Source organism: Streptomyces gelaticus, from assembly GCF_014649535.1.
Lineage (GTDB): Bacteria > Actinomycetota > Actinomycetes > Streptomycetales > Streptomycetaceae > Streptomyces > Streptomyces gelaticus.
The window spans coordinates 16,381-32,737 of record NZ_BMTF01000041.1; the positions used below are offsets into that span (position 1 = coordinate 16,381).

Annotated in this window: 11 protein-coding genes and 7 pseudogenes; 11 read left to right on the forward strand and 7 right to left on the reverse strand. The window is 67.7% G+C overall.

All coding sequences use genetic code 11. The annotated features are described in order from the left end of the window. Positions 1-671 precede the first annotated feature (671 nt). The 3 genes and pseudogenes from IE107_RS32820 to IE107_RS32835 all read right to left on the reverse strand — a co-directional run. Positions 672-920 (reverse strand): hypothetical protein, encoded by a 249-nt coding sequence (locus tag IE107_RS32820; protein WP_189548005.1) that lies wholly within the window; start codon positions 918-920, stop codon positions 672-674. 90 nt (positions 921-1,010) lie between these two features. Beyond that, positions 1,011-1,445: a GvpU-like protein gene (locus IE107_RS32825; protein ID WP_189548014.1), complete on the reverse strand. Its 435-nt coding sequence runs from the start codon at positions 1,443-1,445 to the stop codon at positions 1,011-1,013. Between the two features lie 124 nt (positions 1,446-1,569). Further along, a pseudogene (locus tag IE107_RS32835) lies at positions 1,570-2,432 on the reverse strand (IS630 family transposase); the annotation flags it as partial. Between the two features lie 451 nt (positions 2,433-2,883). On the opposite strand from IE107_RS32835, the gene IE107_RS32840 reads away from it, so the two are divergent. From IE107_RS32840 to IE107_RS36305, 5 genes and pseudogenes are all read left to right on the forward strand, one after another. After that, positions 2,884-3,291: a hypothetical protein gene (locus tag IE107_RS32840; RefSeq protein WP_189548006.1), complete on the forward strand. Its 408-nt coding sequence runs from the start codon at positions 2,884-2,886 to the stop codon at positions 3,289-3,291. Between the two features lie 416 nt (positions 3,292-3,707). Then, positions 3,708-4,058, forward strand: a pseudogene (locus IE107_RS36300) (Ku protein); the annotation flags it as partial. A gap of 91 nt (positions 4,059-4,149) precedes the next feature. Further along, entirely contained in the window at positions 4,150-4,398 is a 249-nt protein-coding gene (locus IE107_RS35515; RefSeq protein ID WP_229867432.1) for a hypothetical protein, read from the forward strand. Positions 4,399-4,913: 515 nt separating this feature from the next. Continuing rightward, positions 4,914-5,414: pseudogene (locus IE107_RS32850) on the forward strand (winged helix-turn-helix domain-containing protein); the annotation flags it as partial. A gap of 222 nt (positions 5,415-5,636) precedes the next feature. Then, entirely contained in the window at positions 5,637-7,190 is a 1,554-nt protein-coding gene (locus IE107_RS36305; RefSeq protein WP_444545023.1) for a transposase family protein, read from the forward strand. Between the two features lie 629 nt (positions 7,191-7,819). Here the strand turns inward: IE107_RS36305 and IE107_RS32860 are convergent. After that, positions 7,820-8,413, reverse strand: coding sequence for a TetR/AcrR family transcriptional regulator (locus tag IE107_RS32860; protein WP_189548008.1), 594 nt, complete (start codon positions 8,411-8,413; stop codon positions 7,820-7,822). A 94-nt stretch (positions 8,414-8,507) separates the two neighbouring features. On the opposite strand from IE107_RS32860, the gene IE107_RS32865 reads away from it, so the two are divergent. Beyond that, entirely contained in the window at positions 8,508-8,723 is a 216-nt protein-coding gene (locus IE107_RS32865) for a hypothetical protein (protein ID WP_189548009.1), read from the forward strand. A gap of 174 nt (positions 8,724-8,897) precedes the next feature. Here IE107_RS32865 and IE107_RS32870 read toward each other — a convergent pair. Beyond that, positions 8,898-9,047, reverse strand: a pseudogene (locus tag IE107_RS32870) (ATP-binding protein); the annotation flags it as partial. 145 nt (positions 9,048-9,192) lie between these two features. On the opposite strand from IE107_RS32870, the gene IE107_RS32875 reads away from it, so the two are divergent. The 3 genes from IE107_RS32875 (at position 9,193) to IE107_RS32885 (ending at position 12,221) form a co-directional block, all read left to right on the forward strand. After that, on the forward strand, positions 9,193-10,257 hold the full coding sequence (locus IE107_RS32875) for a tyrosine-type recombinase/integrase (RefSeq protein WP_229867435.1): 1,065 nt from the start codon (positions 9,193-9,195) through the stop codon (positions 10,255-10,257). Further along, positions 10,254-10,568, forward strand: a complete 315-nt coding sequence (locus tag IE107_RS32880) for a helix-turn-helix domain-containing protein (RefSeq protein WP_189548010.1) — start codon at positions 10,254-10,256, stop codon at positions 10,566-10,568. The genes IE107_RS32875 and IE107_RS32880 overlap by 4 nt, the downstream gene beginning before the upstream one ends. A 366-nt stretch (positions 10,569-10,934) precedes the next feature. Further along, positions 10,935-12,221, forward strand: a complete 1,287-nt coding sequence (locus IE107_RS32885) for a tyrosine-type recombinase/integrase (protein ID WP_229867437.1) — start codon at positions 10,935-10,937, stop codon at positions 12,219-12,221. 467 nt (positions 12,222-12,688) lie between these two features. Here IE107_RS32885 and istB read toward each other — a convergent pair. Further along, positions 12,689-13,336, reverse strand: a pseudogene (istB, locus tag IE107_RS32890) (IS21-like element helper ATPase IstB); the annotation flags it as partial. Further along, positions 13,333-14,969 (reverse strand): annotated as a pseudogene (gene istA, locus IE107_RS32895) (IS21 family transposase). The pseudogenes istB and istA, both read right to left, overlap by 4 nt. A gap of 213 nt (positions 14,970-15,182) precedes the next feature. On the opposite strand from istA, the pseudogene IE107_RS32900 reads away from it, so the two are divergent. Beyond that, positions 15,183-15,627, forward strand: a pseudogene (locus IE107_RS32900) (IS30 family transposase); the annotation flags it as partial. A 215-nt stretch (positions 15,628-15,842) separates the two neighbouring features. Next, a complete protein-coding gene (locus tag IE107_RS32905; protein ID WP_189548011.1) occupies positions 15,843-16,136 on the forward strand; it encodes an integrase core domain-containing protein in 294 nt (97 codons plus the stop codon). The last annotated feature ends 221 nt before the right edge of the window (positions 16,137-16,357 follow it).

Sequence of the window (16,357 nt, forward strand, 5' to 3'; positions counted from 1 at the left end):
CTGATTGGCATGATCGTCCTCCGTGTTCGTGAACCTGACTTCCTGATCCGGCAGTTGGCTGTCCCGCGGGCACGCCGAGGGCGCACCCGGGGAAGCGCCCGGCAGCTGCCGCTGGGACAAGGCGCCGTCAGCGGCCGTCGCCGCGCCGGGTGCTTGGTGCCGCGATGTCCGTACCGCGGGCCGTCGGCCCCGAAGGCCGTGACCGACCCGCGCGGGCGCCGCTCCGTACGAGCCGGGGCTGCCCTCGCGGTGAAGAACTGCTAGCCATCGCACTGTCCTCGGCATGCGGCCGAGGTGTTCACATCACTGGTACCGGCTCGCTCGCGGCGTCCATGGCCGCACGCGGGTCGACGAGTCCGCGGCCACGCTCGTGGCCTTGATGACGAGGTACTCCGTTGTGCGCGGATGGCTCGCGCACCGCTCCCTTGCAAAGGCCGGAGGCTCCCACCAGCCCCTGCCACTACCCGGCAGGGGCAGGAGCAGGGGCGACTGGTCGGGTCCAAGTCCTCTTCGGGGGCGCCCATCCGGAGCAAACGATGCCGAGGTCCGTCAAGCATGGACGGTCGGCGAACAGAACGGTTCCGCGCTCCCCCGGAGAGGGATGGGCGGCCCACCGGTTCGGATACCCAAGTGACCCATACGAACGGAATATGACACAACCGCCTTGACGGCTAGCCACCTGAATGGACGAGCGCACCGAGGTCGACCGGCGCACCGGGGAAGTCGAGTCCCGTCCTCCGTACCACCACGCGCACCCTGCGGCGTCGTGCCCGGTCATCGCACTCGGCCATTAGCAGCTCGGCGAGGAAGCGTAGCCGAGCGGGCCCCTGGGGGGCGTCGATGTAGACGTGCCAGTCGGTGTCGTACTCGGCCCGCGCGGTCAGCGCCGCGGCGGGCACGGTGGAGTGATCATGTGTCATACCCGCACGGTAGACGCGGGGTTGGGCCCGCGGCCGGTCTTCCGGATTCCGGTCCGCCGGTCCCTGGGAATAGGTATGCGCGGCGGCAGGTCAGCTCTTGTCGGGTTCGCCGAGGGTCCAGCCGCTGATCGCCGAGATCGGGCCGCGCCAGGTCGGCAGGGTGTGGGTGGCCCGGCCGGAGAGGTGGGTCACGTCCTGCAAATGAAGGAAGCGGGGGTCGACCTCGCGGCGGCGTCGGCCTTTCTCCGCGGCCTCGTCCAGGTGCCCGATCGCGTGGCGCGCGACCCTGCGCAGGGTGTCGTCGTGGTCACCGAGCTGACGAAGGTGCAGGCGTTCCCAGGTGTCGGTGGAGACCAGGGTGCCGGTCACCAGGCCGCCGCCCACGGCCAGGGTCAGCACGATGTCCTCGGCCTCGATGTCCTCGTGCTCCGCGCCCAGGCGCAGCATCTCCAGGTGCGGGTCGGTCCAGGTCTCCGGCTGGAGCAGCATCCGCAGGACGGGCTGGACCGCGTCTTTCCACGACAACGTACTGCTCCTTCTGCTCTCTTTGTCGAATCTCCGACCGCTTCTGGGCCGACGCCGGTCCGGGGGTGGCCGGCCCGGTGTCAGATGCCGGGCCGGCTCTCCTGGGCGGTGATCCACTCCCGGCTGTCAGCCAGGCACGCTCGGCGATCAGCCCGCGCATGGCGTGGGAGACGTGGGTGTTCAGGCGGTCCCAGACCAGCACGATCGGTGCCTTGACGAGCTGGTGGACACCGTCGATCAGTGCGATGAAGTCGCGCTCGCCCATGCTTCGGCGCTTGCCCTTGCCGGAGGGGTGGGTGCGCAGGCGGTGGCACAGCCGGGTGCGGGAGCCGGGCCGCATGGCGATCAGTCCTGCCACCGACAAACGTCCCGAGCGGCGGCCGCTGACTGTCACGACAGGGGTGCGGCCGCGCCGGCCCCAGGTGCGTCCTTTGGGCGGCCGTCGGGTGAAGCCTGCCTCGTCCTCGAAGCAGATGTAGCCCCCGCAGGCCTCCCGGGCTCTTTTACCTCCGCCCAGGCCGCCTCCTTCCATGCGGTGACGGCCTGCTCGTCGCGCTCGGCCACCCGCCGCGCAGGGACCTGCGGGCTGAAACCGAGCCGGTGCATCAGCCTCGTCGCCCCCGAGACGCTGTAGGAGACGTGGAACTTCCGGCCGATCAGCGTGGCCACCCTCGCCGCGGTCCACACCTGGTCCTCCACCCAGCCATGCGCGGCCGGGCCCTGGTCCAGATACGCAGCGAGTTTCTCCAGACAGCGTGGGGACAGTCGGCACCGCGAACCGCTCGGGCCACGGGAGGCCAGCGCCGACGCACCGCCCTCCCGCCGCAACTGCTGCCACTGGTAGGCCGACTTCCCGCTCACCCGCAGGCGCCGTGCCACCTCCAACGGCTTGGTTCCCTGCTCGAACAACTCGGCCGCCTGCATCCGCACCGACTCACGACGCAGCCGACCCGCAGCGGTCAGCCCGCCCCCATCCGCATACCTCACACAACAGGGAATACAGCCACCACGGCGAACGCGTCAGGGACTTCGAAAAGGTTCACCCCAACGAGCCGAAGTCAGTAACGAAGTGGCCAGGCACGAAGCAACGGGGCGGTCAGAAGCGCGGCGGGCTACTTTGCACCGTGGGTCAGAGATAGGAGACCGGGGCCCAGAGTCCCGTGGGTTCACGCAAACTGAAGGTCTTTCCACGGGAACCCGAGGATGGGCTGTCGTGTTTTCGTTGGTTCGGCCTTCGGGTTCAGGCGAACACGCGGGGTGAGTACTGAGCGGACCGCCCCCTAGCAACCCTCCTTGGGGACGGTGCTGGCATCGTACGAGTCATGAGAACAGCAGGAACAACACCGGAACCGGAATCCTCAACGCGGAGCGGCCTCACGTCTCTGGGTGAGGTGGCGTGCCGTTATCAGGCGGATGAGATCCGCCCGGAGGACCTGCGATGATTGCTGCCGAGGCGCTCGCGGCCGGGCTGGACACCCCGACGTTGCGCGAGCTCGCCGGATTGCCTCGCAACGCGGATGCCCGCGATATCCGCGACGCGTTTGAGCAAGCACTCTCCGAGGCCGGACTCGAGTTGCCTGATCCGGGCCTGGCACGGCGCCACGCGCTGCGTCGGCTGGCGGCGAGGCTGATCAACGGGGAAATCACTCCCGCCGACCTGGCGACGGACGACTGGTGGGAGACGGAGGTCGAAACCGTTGAGGAACGATCGTTCGTATCGCTGATCCCGCAATGCGGGTGCTGCATCGAGTACACGTTGGGGCTTGACCAGCGGACGTGGGCGGCCGAGCTGCGGATCGCCGCGCTCGCCCTGACATCGTCTCCACCGAGCAGCCCCGGTTGCTGACTCTGCCCTGACGGCATGTTCTCCCATCAAAGGCATGTACCGGTCGAGCAGACTTCACCGAAATGGCTGTTCAGCGGCCTGGTCCAGCAAGGCCCGTGCGGAGTCCGCGTAGCGGATGGCGGTCTTCTCGTCGATGCCGAAAACGAGGGCGAGGTGAAGGGGGTCGGCGCCGTGGGTGAGGCCTCTTCGAGCTGGCGGTCGACGCGGAGCCGTTCGAGGGTGACGGTGAGGTTGCGGGTGGCCCGGGTGGTCCAGAGCTTGCCGACCGGGCCGAGTTCAACGGCGGTCTTCTGGGTGATCAGCAGGTGGGGGTTCGCCGTGTTCGGCCAGCGGCTGCGACGGTGGTCGAGCCAGTCCAGGACAGCGTGCCGGGGCGGCCCAAGGCCCTGGAGGTGTCCGAGTTCGTCGATCTCGACATGGTGGAACCGGTCTTCTTCGACCAGACGTACTACCTCGGGCCACGGGGCGAGCAGTACGGCGAGGTGTATGCCCTGCTCCAGCGGGCCCTGGCGGAGTCGAACAACGCAGGCATCGCGACCTTCGTGATGCGCGGGCGCGAGTACCTCGTCGCCCTGAAGGCCGAGGACGACCTGCTGACCCTGCACACCCTGCACTGGACGGACGAGATCCGCGACCCCCACCAGGAGGTCCCCGACCTGCCGAGCAAGACGGAGCCGACCGCCGCCGAGGTGAAGATGGCCCACCAACTCATCGACGCCCTCACCACCGACTGGGATCCGGAAGACTTCCACGACACCTTCCAGGAGAAGGTCAAGGCGCTGATCGGGGCCAAGGCCGCCGGCGAGGCCGTGGAGAAGGCCGAGCCGGCCGCACGACCCACCGGTGTGGTCGACCCTCATGGAGACCCTGCGCGCAAGCGTCGAGCGGGCCCGCAGCCCGAAGGACACCGCGGAGAAGGCCGGCACCCCCAAGAAGACCGGGGGCGGGAAGAAGCCTGCCGCGAAGAAGCACACCAGGGCCCCGGACGCCGATTCGCTGCGGTCGCTGACCAAGGCCAAGCTGTACGAGAAGGCCACCAAGGCCGGCGTCAAAGGGCGCAGCATGACCCACGACCAGCTCGCCGACGCCCTCGCCAAGGACAGCTGAAGGGCCGCCGCCGACGACTGCTCCGGGGCTCTGGGTGGCACCCCATCGACGGCCGCCACGTAAGCCGCGTTGGAGGTGACCAAGTGGTGTGTCCTCCTCAGCCGGTTGACCAGTCGCGCGATCGCGGACCTGAAGGGCACGACCTCGACAACGGCCCCATCTCCCCGCCGTTGCGGGCCGTGCGGGATCAGCCAGATCTTCCATGGGAATGAGACAGATCACTGACTCCACCCTCCCAAGCATTTGCATAATTTGCGCAAATTTATGTTGAGTGGTGAATCCTTCTGCGTGTTCGCTGGTGGGAGTGGTGGCGTTTCAGGTGGCGCGGGGTGACGGGATGCGCTGGGTAAGCGATGGCGAACAGGTATGCGTCACCATGGTTTCGCTCTGGGTAATTTTTCTTGGGTCGCCGCACACATCTGATCTGGCAGACGTCGTTACTGACTTCGGCTCGTCAGGGTGATCTTTGTCGATGTGCCTGATGGGCCTGGGGTGCGGGCTGTATCTCGTGTTGTGTGAGATATGCGGATGGGGGCGGGCTGACCGCTGCGGGGCGGCAGCGTCGGGAGGCCGTACGGCGACAGGCGGCCGGGTTGTTCGAGCAGAAGATCAAGCCGCTGGAGGTCGCCCAGCGTCTCCGGGTGAGCCGGAAGTCGGCCTACCGGTGGCACCAGTTGTGGCGGGACGGCGGGATCGGGGCCCTGGACTCGCGCGGGCCGAGCGGATCCCGATGCCGTCTGTCGCCGCGCTGCCTGGACAAGCTCGCCGCGTATCTGGAGGAGGGGCCGGCCGCGCACGGCTGGGTGGAGGACCAGGTGTGGACCGCTGCGAGAGTGGCCACGCTGATCGGCCGGAAGTTCCACGTTTCCTACAGCGTCTCGGGCGCCACCCGGCTGATGCACCGGCTCGGGTTCTCCCCACAGGTCCCCGTGCGGCGGGTCGCCGAGCGCGACGAGGAGGCGGTGAAGGTGTGGAAGGAGGCGACCTGGGCGGAGGTAAAAGGGCCCGGGCGGCCCTTCAGTTCTAGTGGTCGTTGCAACACCCCAGTGAGCATTGTTCATCTTGAAGTTGCAGGTCACGGGGCTGGCGTGGGTCGAGGCTGGGGGTGCTCGTGCCGGTCGGGGGCGTGATCGGTAGCAGGTGATCATCCGGCGCGTTGCCGGTTCGCCGGAATCGCGATGCCGGGTCCAGAGGGCTTCGTAAGCTCCGAGGAAAGCACGGGTGGGAAGGGGCTATTGATGGCGGATGTTCTGGTCTGGGTGATGCAGCGGAGGGTGGTGCTGGCCGATCGCGCCGAGCGGCTGCGCAAGGAGCTCGCCGGGATCGATGCCGAGGTGGCCCGGCTGGAGGCTGCCGAGGTGGTGATCGGGCAGTTCATCGAGGCCGAGCGGAGCGGGCAGGCTGACGACCGGGCCGTGGCTGAGGAGTTGGAACGGGTAACGACGGCACCGGGTGTGGGCGGGATGCTGCTGGTCCCGCACCGCGAGCCGGGTGTGGACGAGAGCGCGCTGCCCGCCGACTACCAGGCGATCATGAAGATGGTGACCGCGGCTTCGGAGCCGGTCCCGGCCAAGGACGTCAGCGTCCAACTCGGCAGGGGTACCCAGCCCGGGCAGGTCGAGCCGGTCCGCGACAAGCTCAGGCGCCTGGCGGACCGGGCTGGCTGCACCGCACCCCAGCCGGCCGCTTCACTGCCCTGCCGCAGCCGCCGGTCTGACCGGTCGCGGCTGGATTTCGGCGTAACGTGCAGGCCCCCGACAGGAGTTGGGGTGTCCATGGGAAGGAACAACCGCCCCGCCGAGGGCACTGAAGGGCTTGTCTACCAGTGCCGCCTGCCGCTGTCGAGCGCCACTTTGGACCTGGTCTCCGGCCTGGTCCGCGGGCACCTGAAGAAGATCCGCTCGCGCTGGCGCAAGCTCCCGCCCGGCCGGATCGCCCTGATCGTCCTGGCGGGCCTCCGCCACGACCAGCGGCTTTCCGACATCGCGGGCGGCAACGACGTCTCCGCCTCCACCGTGCGCCGCTGGCTGCTGGAAGTGCTCGGCCTGCTCGCCGCGCGGGCCCCGCGCCTGGACCGCGCCCTGAAGAAAATCGCCCGGAAGGGTGGCGTCGTTGTGTTGCTCGACGGCACCCTCGTCCGTACTCGCCGACGCACCGGGGACGCCAACCGGCCGAACTACTCGGGCAAACACAAGGCCCACGGCCTGCTGTTCCTCGCCCTGACCGACGAGCGCGGCAACCTGGTGTGGATCTCGGCGGCGAAGCCGGGGCGCTGCTCGGAGATCACCACTGCCCGCCACAACAAGATCACCGCCCACCTGCGGGAGGCCGGCCTGGGGGTGCTCGCCGACCTCGGCTCCGTTGGGCCTGGACGACAATCCCGACGACCCGGTGATCGTCACCGGCCGCAAAGCGACCCGCGGCCATCCCCTGACTGCCACCCAGAAGGAGGCGAACCGGCTGGTCAGCCGCGAACGAGCGGCGAACGAGCACGGCTTTGCCGATCTGAAGAACTGGCGGATCCTCACCAAGGTCCGCATGAACGCCCGCCACGCGACCATGCTTCTGCGGGCTCTCCTCGTGCTGCCAAACGCCGAGGTCCAGCGTTGACGGACGATCACCTGCTACCGATCACGCCCCCGACCAGCGCGAGCACCCCAGCCTCGACCCACGCCAGCCCCGTGACCAGCAACTTCAAGATGAACAATGCTCATTGTCAACGGCGGAATGGAGCCGCCACGATGACGAGTCCAGCACTTTTGCCTGCCGACGAGCCTCTGGGGCTTGCTTGAGCCGTGTGCGGTGAAAGCTTGGCTTCATCGGTGTGTAGTGACAGCACTTGTGCACGGGTTCCGAAGGCAGTTGGTGATCAACCCAACTCGGATTGTTGACGAGAAGTGATGGCACTGCCGGTTGCTCCCAGGGCCGCGTCAACTATTCGCTGTGACGGGATGGGGCGTCCGTAGGGTTCGTGCATGGCAGGAGAGTGAGCGGGCCGTTCAGGCGGTATTGAGGCGGAGCTGCGGCTTCTCGACTCTGACCGGCGTGCTTCGCCGGTCCTGGTCTCGCAGCTTCTCGACCCCGAGTCCATCGAGATCGGTGCGTCTGGCAGGCGCCGGGATGCGACGTCGATTCTCACCGTGACGAGTGCCGGTTCAGTAGCCCCGGAGTCTCCGATCAGGGGCAGCCAGACCTCAGGGGTCGTACTCGCCCCGGGCATCGTTCACCTGACGTACTTCGCCGACAACGGAGGGCGCCGAGCAGGCCCCGGGCTCCTATCTCTGACCCGGGTCGCGCGGGCGAGGGGTGCTGTCCCTTGAAACGGGGAATGCTCAACGCGGCCATACCGGGCGTCGCTGTTTCATGAGCGACCACCTACGAAACGCGGTGTCGCCGCGTGATGCGCTGGGCGACGCGGTGGTCAGCCCAGGAGGTTGTCCAGGTGATAGTCCAGCACCCTGAGTGCCTCGTCGGGAGAACGCTGTCCCAGGGCGACGTCGACCCCCAGGCTCGTGGCCAGATTCCAACAGATGTCGGCGTCGATCAGGCCGTTGCCCCGTGCTGGCGCGCCCCGTTCCTGCCAGGCCGCGGCGATGAGTCCCGCGGTGAAGTCCAGAAGCTCGCCGCCACCTGGCGCCAGCACACCGGCCATAGCCGGATCCGAGATCGCCCTTCCGACGACCGCGACTGACAGCTGGAGTAGGCGCAGGCTTTCCGGGTCACGGGCGAGCATCGCGCGCAGGCATTCACGGAGCATCGTCTCCGCACTCGCCGGGTCGGTTGCCCTGATGGATGCTTCAATCCGAGCGTTCAGTGCCCGCACGGCGCGGTCGATCGCGTCACGGACCAGGTCCTCCCGGGTGGCGTAGTAGTGCTGCACCTGGCCCATGGACACCCCGGCCTCCACCGCGACCTTGCGAAGCGTCACACCCTCCAGTCCGTCGCGGAGCGTCAGTGTCCAGACGGCTTCGGCCAGGCGGTGTCGGCGCTCCTCATGGTCAACGATCTTCGGCATGCGTCCTCCCTGGCGAGCCAATGCGTTCGCATTGCATCGCCATCGGCAGTCTATTACAATGCATGCGCATTGTTAAAATGTCTGAGGGGGTATCATGAAGTTCGTCGTTCTGCTGATCATCGGAATGGCTTTAGTGGTCTTCAGCGGCCAAGGCGCGATCCGGCTGCTCATCGATCACGACAACGGTGGGGTGCTCAGCGGATTGCCGTTCCCGGGCGCCCTGTGCGTTTACATCGCTGCCCTCGCCATCGGCGTCCTCCTCGCCGGCTGGGCACAGGACCGCGCCAAGGCCCTCGGACACCTCAAGTAACACCTACCCACGGCGCCCAGCGGGCTGCCGCAGCACATTCCGGCCTCTATCCCGTTCGGAGTCCGGCCAGTGTCCGCTTCGCCGGGACCATCATGACGGAAACGGGCTGGTGAATGTACTTTCACCAGAGCACTTTGGCGGGCTGAGCGGACCATCGAGACGTAGCGGCAGAGGTCAGCCGACCTTGGCAGGCTCTTCGGCTCGTGCGCGGGTGCTGGCGAGGCGGTAGGAGTCGGTGCCGGTCTCGATGATGGTGCCGTTGAAGGTGAGACGGTCGACGATGGCCGCGCAGAGGCGGGGGTCGGTGAAGGTCTTGGTCCAGCCATCTGGGGCTGGCACTTGTTCCCTCACACGGGTTGCCGCTGCCACCTGGCCGTATCCCTTTCCTGCGGTCCTCGTTGGTTCTCGCGGTAGCACCCCGGTTTTCCAGGTGCTGCCTTGACCGTTCAGGTGCGAGGAAGGTGTGCCGGTGGCCGAGGCGAGATTCCAGGTCATCGCGGGCGGGGCTGTCCCGCGAGAGCCCCTGGCGACGGACCCGTGGCAATTTCAGACCGCGTGCGTTGATGCGTTCGTCGCCTCGTGGCGGGCCCGCGGGTTCAGCCCGGTGACCATCGACAACGACATTGGCCTGCTGGAGCGGACGCTGACGGCTTTGGGGCGGCCGGCGTGGGAGGTGACGCCGGAGGACATTGACCGCGTGGTGGGTGACCTGGCAGTGAAGGGCCGGGCGACGTCGACCCGGCGCGAGTACGTGCAGATCTTCAAGGGGTTCCACCGGTTCCTGCAGGCCCGCAAGGCGGCCGAGATCGAGGCCGCGTTCGGCGTCCGGCTGGTCTGCCCGGTCGACGAGTTCAATGCTTCCCGGCATGTCGGCGATGACTCCCCGTCCCTGGTGCCGCCGCCGACGCCCGAGAGGGTGGCGGAGTTTTTCGACTTCATGAAGCAGCGGATCGCCACGGCCCGGAAGTACGGGCCGGCTGCAAGGGACTATGCGATGTTCCGAACCCTGTATCACGCCGGGCTCCGTTCGGAGGAGGCATCGCTGTTGGACAAGCCGGATGTGCACTTCAGCCGCGGCCCGTTCGGCAAGCTGCACGTCCGCTTCGGCAAGGGCGCCCACACCTCCGGGCCGCGGCCGCGCTGGGTGCCCATGCTCGACGGCCTGGACATGGTGCTGCGGTGGTTCCTGGAGGATGTGCGGTCCAAGTTCCCTGATTCTTCGGTGCTGTTCGCCGACGAGTCCGGCGGAGCCCTGCATCGCGGAACGATCCGCAACCGGCTTCGCTATCTCATGGAGCTCGAAGGGCGCACGCCCGCAGAGAGGTTCAGCCCGCATGCCCTGCGCAGGGCATGCGCGACTCACAACTACGAACGCGGCGTCGACCTCGTGGCGATCCAGCAGATGCTCGGTCACTGGACGGTCAGCTCGACCATGCGTTATGTCCGGCCCTCCGCAACGTTCATCGAGGACGCCTATCAGCGGGCCGTCGCCGGCACCCTGGCCGAGCTGACCGGGAAGGACACCACGGCATGAAGATCCAATGGCGGCTGCGGATGGCGGCCGCCCAGCGTGAGGTGTGGACCGGTACCGAGCTGCGGCGGCTGCTGGCCGAGAAGGCCGGCCTGGAGCTTTCCTCCGCCTCGGTGTCCGCGCTGTTCACCAAGGAGCCTTCGCAGGTGAAGATGACCACGCTGGCCGCGTTGTGCACGGCGCTGGAGTGCACCCCCAACGACCTGATCGAGGTCGACACCACACCCGTTGAACGGCCCATCACACCGCCCCGGCCCGTCGCGGAGGTGCCGCAGGCGGCCTCCGCCCGGGGCCGGTCGATGCCTCCCCTGTGACCGGCGGCGACCACCGTGGGCAAAAGGCAACGGGACTGCATCACCTGCGGCGGACCGGTCGGCTATCGCGACCGCCAGCACTGCTGCCGATGCTGGCGCCGGATGCAGGAGCAGGCCGCGAAGGCGGCATGTCCGGCCTGCGGCAAAGACCGGGTCCTCCAGGAGGACACTGGCTGGTGCATCAGATGCTCGCGCGTCTGCGACCAGTGAGGCCATCCCGTCCGCTCGGCTGGTAACCGGCTCTGCCGGGACTGCCGCAATAAAGCCGAGCGGCTCGCCGCCCAGCGGCCCTGCCCCCGCTGCGGCAAGCCAGGCTATCTGCGGGAGGACACTGGCTGGTGCGGGTCCTGCTCGCGTCCGGGTCCGGTGAAGCAGCCGCCCCGGATCTGCCGCGAGTGCGGTCAGCTGCGGCGGCATGCCGGACTGGGCCTGTGCTCGGCCTGCTGGCAACGGCACCCAGGCCGCCCCTTCATCCGCGGCGAACACCTCCGCGACCAACTCGCCGATCCGCCCGCCTGGCTCGAAGACTTCGTCGCGCATGTCGCGGCCCGCTTCTGCGTCGCCCGGGCCTGCGGCCTCGTCACCGATTTGGGCCGGCTCCTGAACGACGAGCACTCCAACTCGCCCCGGGCCCTGCTGGAGCGATCCCGCAGACCCGGACGCTCGATGGGCTGCTTCGCCCGCGCGCTGGAGGACTTCTTCACCCTGAGCGGCCTGGCCCTGCCCACCGACCAGGCCGAGCGGCTTGCTGCCGGGCGGCGCAAGCGCCGCATCGACGCCGTCCCAGAACCACTCCGGCCAGCCGTGGCCGCCTTCGACGCCTCCCGCATGAGGGCCCGGGACCGGGCCCGCCGGGCCGGCACCCGCCCCCGCAGCAACCACACTCTGGAAACCGCCCTGAGCATCCTGCGGGACCTGGCCCGCTTCCTCACCCAGCGCTGCGGCAAGGACGACTGGGCCCTGGTCGACGTGCACGACGTCGAAGCCTTCCTGGCCACCTTGCCCAAGGCCCGGAAGCGCCGGCTGGTGGTACTGCGGCAGTTCTTCCGCTTTGCCCGCTCCCAGCACATCGTGCTGATCGACCCGACCCGCACTCTGATCGTGAAGGAACGGAACGGTTTCCGCGGCCGGACTCTCACACTCGACCAGCAGCGCGAGCTCTTCCGCCGCTGGACCACCAGCGAGCATGTCCACCCGCACGAGGCCCTGCTCGGCATGCTCGCTCTGCTGCATGGTGCCTCCAGCGCCGAGGTCCGGATGTTGCAGATCACCGACATCGACGCGGCCGCCCAGACGATCCGGCTCGGCAAGCGACCTCACCCCGTCCCACTGGACCCCGCCTCCTGGACCGTGCTGCAACGCTGCATGGCTCACCGCGAGGCATGGCCGACGGCCAACCCGCACGTGGTAGTCACCAAAGGAACGAAGGCCGGGCGAAGCCCGGCCTCAACTGCCTATCTTTCCCACGTCCTTGACGACTGTGGCTACCCGCCCCGGACGATCCGCAGCACCCGCCTTCTAGACCTCGTGAACACCATGGACCCCAAGCTCGTCGCCGCAGCCTTCGGCATGGACCCGCAAGCCACCTTGATTTACCTCGCCGACCGCGTCGACGAGTGTCGCCTCCCGGCTTCGGAGCCGAGCCGGAAATGATGGGAGCTGACAGCAGAGGATCACGCAGAATTGCGGCCATGACGGTCTTCTCCTGCGTTACCTGTCAGCAGCGAATCAGCCCCGACCTTCGGGAAGTGCCGATGCCGCCGCCAGTCACAGAGGAGTCCCCAGGCCACAGGTTTCTGCCACCCCTCATGCCGCGCGGGTCGTACGCGATCAGCACTCACACCGGCGTGTTCATCCTCAATCCCGACGACGTCTCGGGAGTGGTCAGGCACCCTGACCGCGGACGCCGCAACGGATGCTGCGGTCTCGATGGCCTGGATGGCCCCAACCTTGTCTGCTCTGCGTGTGGAGCCGAGGTCGCCACCCAGCAGTCGGACTGCTGGTCTCAACAGCTGATCGCGTTGATTCCCGACGCCGTGACCGTGACGATGGCGCCCGCCGGTTGAACCCGTGAAGTTTCGGCAGCACCTCGCACGGGTTCGCCGGAACATGTGCGCTTTGCCGAAGGACTCGTTGGAGGCGATGGCGACGCTGTTCTTCTCCTCGCGTTCGGTCAGGACCTGGAAGAGGAGTTCGGCGCCGTGGCGGTCCAGTTCCATGTAGCCGAGTTCGTCAATGCACAAAAGATCGACGCGGCCGTAGCGGGCGATGGTTTTGTTCAGCTGCTTCTCGTCGGCGGCCTCGACGAGCTCGTTCACCGGTTTCGTGGCGAGGGTATAGCGGACGCGGTAGCCCTTCATGGCGGCCTCGGTGCCCAGGGCGATGAGCATGTGTGACTTGCCGGTGCCGGAGTCGCCGATCAGGCAGAGCGGCTGGCTCTTCTTGATCCACTCGCAGCTGGCGAGGGTGTGGATGGTCGCGGCGTCGATGTTCGGGTTGGCGTCGAAGTCGAACGCCCGAAGTGACTTCTCCCGCGGGAAGCCTGCTGCCTTGATTCGCCGCTCCGAGCGGCGGCGGGCCCGGTCGTCGCACTCGGCCATCAGCAGCTCTGCGAGGAACCCGCGGTAGCTCATCTGGTCCTTCAGCGCCCGCTCGGCGATGTCGGAGAACTCGTTGCGGATCGAGGGCAGCCGCAGCAGGCGGCAGGCGCTGTCGATGGCGGCGTCGGCGGCCTGCTCGGTCAAGCCTCGCTGGCGGGGCAGGGTCACTGTGCTTCTCCCTCACGGTGGTCACCGCCGCTGGTGCGGCGGCGTCGGAGCAGTTGGTCGTAGGGGGTCACCGAGGGCAGCGGCCTGGTGTCCGGCGGAAGGTGCGCGAGTCGCCATTCGTGCAGGGAGGTCACCGTCGCCGACGGCTTGCCGGAATCCAGCCGGGTCGGTCTCTGGGGTGGGTTCGGTCTCGGCCTGGGCGGCCTTGCGGGCCTCCAGAGCGACCGCGTCAGCGGTCATGGCGCCGGCCCGCAGAGCTGCGGCTAGGCCGGCGACGACATGCTCGTGGGGCAGATGACGCCCCAGCAAGAGGACCTCGATCAGGGCACGGGTGCCGTCCCGCTCACCATGAATCTTGCGAGCCTGGTCCCACCAGGCGTCGTGGACCGGGGTGAACCTGCCTGCTGAACGGGCCTGTTCGAGCGCTGTGGAGCCGGGGAAGGCGCCGGGCTTGCGGACCAGGACTTCCAGGTAGTGGTCCAGGTCCAGACGAACGGCGCCCTTCGCGATCAGCCGCTCGTGCCGGGCCACTTCCACGTTCTGGTCGTAAACCACCAGATGAGAGGCGTGCAGCACGACCCGCACACGTTTGCCGATCAGCCGGATCGGGACCGAGTAGCGATTGGTGCGGACAGAAATCTGGCCGTAGCGGTCGATCCGCGGCGTGAACAACCGTCCTGTCTCGAACGGTTCCTCGGGCAGCGGTATCAGCAGTGGCTGTTCGAGTGCGTAGTACTCCGCGACGGTCTTGGGCCGGGCCCCAATGCGGCGGGCATCGTCCTGCTGGTCCCACTGTTCGACCATCTCGTTCAGCTCGGCAAGCGAGGAGACCTCGGGGACAGGAACGAAATGGTTGCGACGGAAGTAGCCGATCATCCCTTCGACCCCGCCCTTCTCATGGGCGCCTTCGATGCCGGGCCGGCAGTAGAAGCTCTCAATGCCGAAGTGCGACCGGAAGGCGATCCACCGGTCGGCCTCAACTCTTCCGCGGCTCTGCCCCAGCACCCTGGCGACGGCGGCCTTCAGGTTGTCGTAGCGGACCCTTGGTCCGGGGAACCCCGCCCAGAGTCCGCAGCGCGTGGACGTGGCCTTCGAAGAAGGCTTCCTGGCCGCATGAGGCGAACACGCGGTGAACGGCCTTGCCCGAATACGACAGCCGGAAGGAGAACAAATAGCAGGTCACCAGCTCGCCAGCCAGGCGTACGGTCACGTCACCGAAGTCGACCTCCGCTTCGTGGCCGGGCAGGTGGGTCTGCGGGACGAACGCTTCCAGCGGCGCTTTGCCGGACTCGACCAGGATCTCGGGCTTCCGGCCGGCGACGTAGTAGCGCACCACCCCGTAGGAGACGTCCGCCCCGTGCTCCTCGACCAGCCGGTGGAAGATCCGGGTGACCGTGTGCCGCTGTTTGCGGGGCGCGTCCAGATCCGCCCGCAGGATCTCGTCGATCACCGGCTTGTACGGGTCCAACGTGGTGGCTCGGGGTGGCAGCTTCTTGCGAGGCTCCGGCCAAGACGAGTCCAACGCCTTGCGCACCGTCCGCCAGGTCACGCCGTGCTTACGCTCAAGCTCCCTCATCGACATGCCGCCGCGATGGTCACGCCGGATCGCCGCGTACAGCTCGACCTTCGACATCTGCGGCATGACCAGCACCTTTCACCAAGAGCATCCCGATGCTGTCCTGGCAAGAGCCCCCGCGCCTCCCAAACTCATCAACATCACCCGACCGTGGATCGGAGCGCCTCCCAAACCCATCGACAAGTGACGTCACTACTGCTCGATAAAGCCAAAAGCTGCTTGCACGGTTTTGAGGGGGCGGGGACGCAGTAATGCGTCCCCGCTACCCGACTCATCATCGGCAAGGACGGCCGCTCGGCCATCGGCACCCTCGTCGAACGGTCCACCCGCTACGTGATGCTCGTGCACCTGCCGGTCGGCCACAGCGCCATTGCCACCCGCAACGCGCTCGCCGCCACCGTCCATACCCTTCCGCCGCATCTGTGGCGGTCCCTGACCTGGGACCAGGGCTCGGAGATGGCCGCCCACCACGCGTTCACCGTCGCCACCGACATCCCGGTCTACTTCTGCGACCCAGCCAGCCCCTGGCAGCGTGGTTCGAACGAAAACACCAACGGCCTGCTGCGGCAGTACTTCCCCAGGCACCGACCTGAACGCCCACACCCCCGAACACCTCCAGGCCGTGGCCGCCGAACTCAACAGCCGCCCACGCAAAACGCTCGGCTGGGAAACCCCAGCCGAGCGCCTCGCTAAGCTACTGGACCTAGCCAGCTGACCAGCAGTGTTGCAACGACCCCTCGAATTCGCCGACTGCGGGGGCTACATCTGCTTCGAGGACGAAGCAGGCAGAACCTGACCCTCCACGTCAGCTGACACCTGCACCACCGACGCCTGGTGGGCGGCACCCCGTGTGGGGTGCCGCCCACCAGGCGTTTCGCAGGTACGGCACCACTCTGTGGCCGCACCGGCGCCGAGGCGATGTCAGGCGGGATGGCAGGGCTGTTCCTCGCCGGCACGGCCACCGGTCCCGAGGGTTCGCCGCGGAGACGGGGGCGCAGCCGGACTGGAACCGAGCACGCCCCAGGCACGCAATTCGCCGAGGTCGGGCAGACGCTCTCCGGGAAGAGCGTCGAGCAGGTCGGCCTCGCCGACATCGAACTCGGCACGGCGGAATGGGTCGACTGGTTCAACAATCAGCGCCTCCACAGCGCGATCGGTGACATCCCACCGCACGAGCAACGAGGTCAACCATCACGCTCAACACCAGCCCCAATCGGCGGCTGAAGTCAACGCATAGAGCGTCCACCGATCCCGGTGCGGTTCAGTCTGCGCGCCAGTTCAGCCCTTGACCCCGTGTCGGTCAGATGATCGCAAGCCTACCCACCGTGGTCACCCTTGCCTTTGCCTTTACCTTTACCTTTGCCCTTGTCCTTGTCCTTGCCACCGTGGTCGCCCTTGCCACCACCGTGGTCGCCCTTGCCTTTGCCCTTGCCCTTGCCACCGTG

What these genes read in the sequence shown, in the direction of transcription:
- IE107_RS32820 (WP_189548005.1), bottom strand. Translation starts at nt 920, where the DNA reads ATGACACATGATCACTCCACCGTGCCCGCCGCGGCGCTGACCGCGCGG.
- IE107_RS32840 (WP_189548006.1), top strand. Translation starts at nt 2,884, where the DNA reads ATGATTGCTGCCGAGGCGCTCGCGGCCGGGCTGGACACCCCGACGTTG.
- IE107_RS35515 (WP_229867432.1), top strand. Translation starts at nt 4,150, where the DNA reads ATGGAGACCCTGCGCGCAAGCGTCGAGCGGGCCCGCAGCCCGAAGGAC.
- IE107_RS36305 (WP_444545023.1), top strand. Translation starts at nt 5,637, where the DNA reads ATGGCGGATGTTCTGGTCTGGGTGATGCAGCGGAGGGTGGTGCTGGCC.
- IE107_RS32860 (WP_189548008.1), bottom strand. Translation starts at nt 8,413, where the DNA reads ATGCCGAAGATCGTTGACCATGAGGAGCGCCGACACCGCCTGGCCGAA.
- IE107_RS32865 (WP_189548009.1), top strand. Translation starts at nt 8,508, where the DNA reads ATGAAGTTCGTCGTTCTGCTGATCATCGGAATGGCTTTAGTGGTCTTC.
- IE107_RS32880 (WP_189548010.1), top strand. Translation starts at nt 10,254, where the DNA reads ATGAAGATCCAATGGCGGCTGCGGATGGCGGCCGCCCAGCGTGAGGTG.
- IE107_RS32905 (WP_189548011.1), top strand. Translation starts at nt 15,843, where the DNA reads ATGGCAGGGCTGTTCCTCGCCGGCACGGCCACCGGTCCCGAGGGTTCG.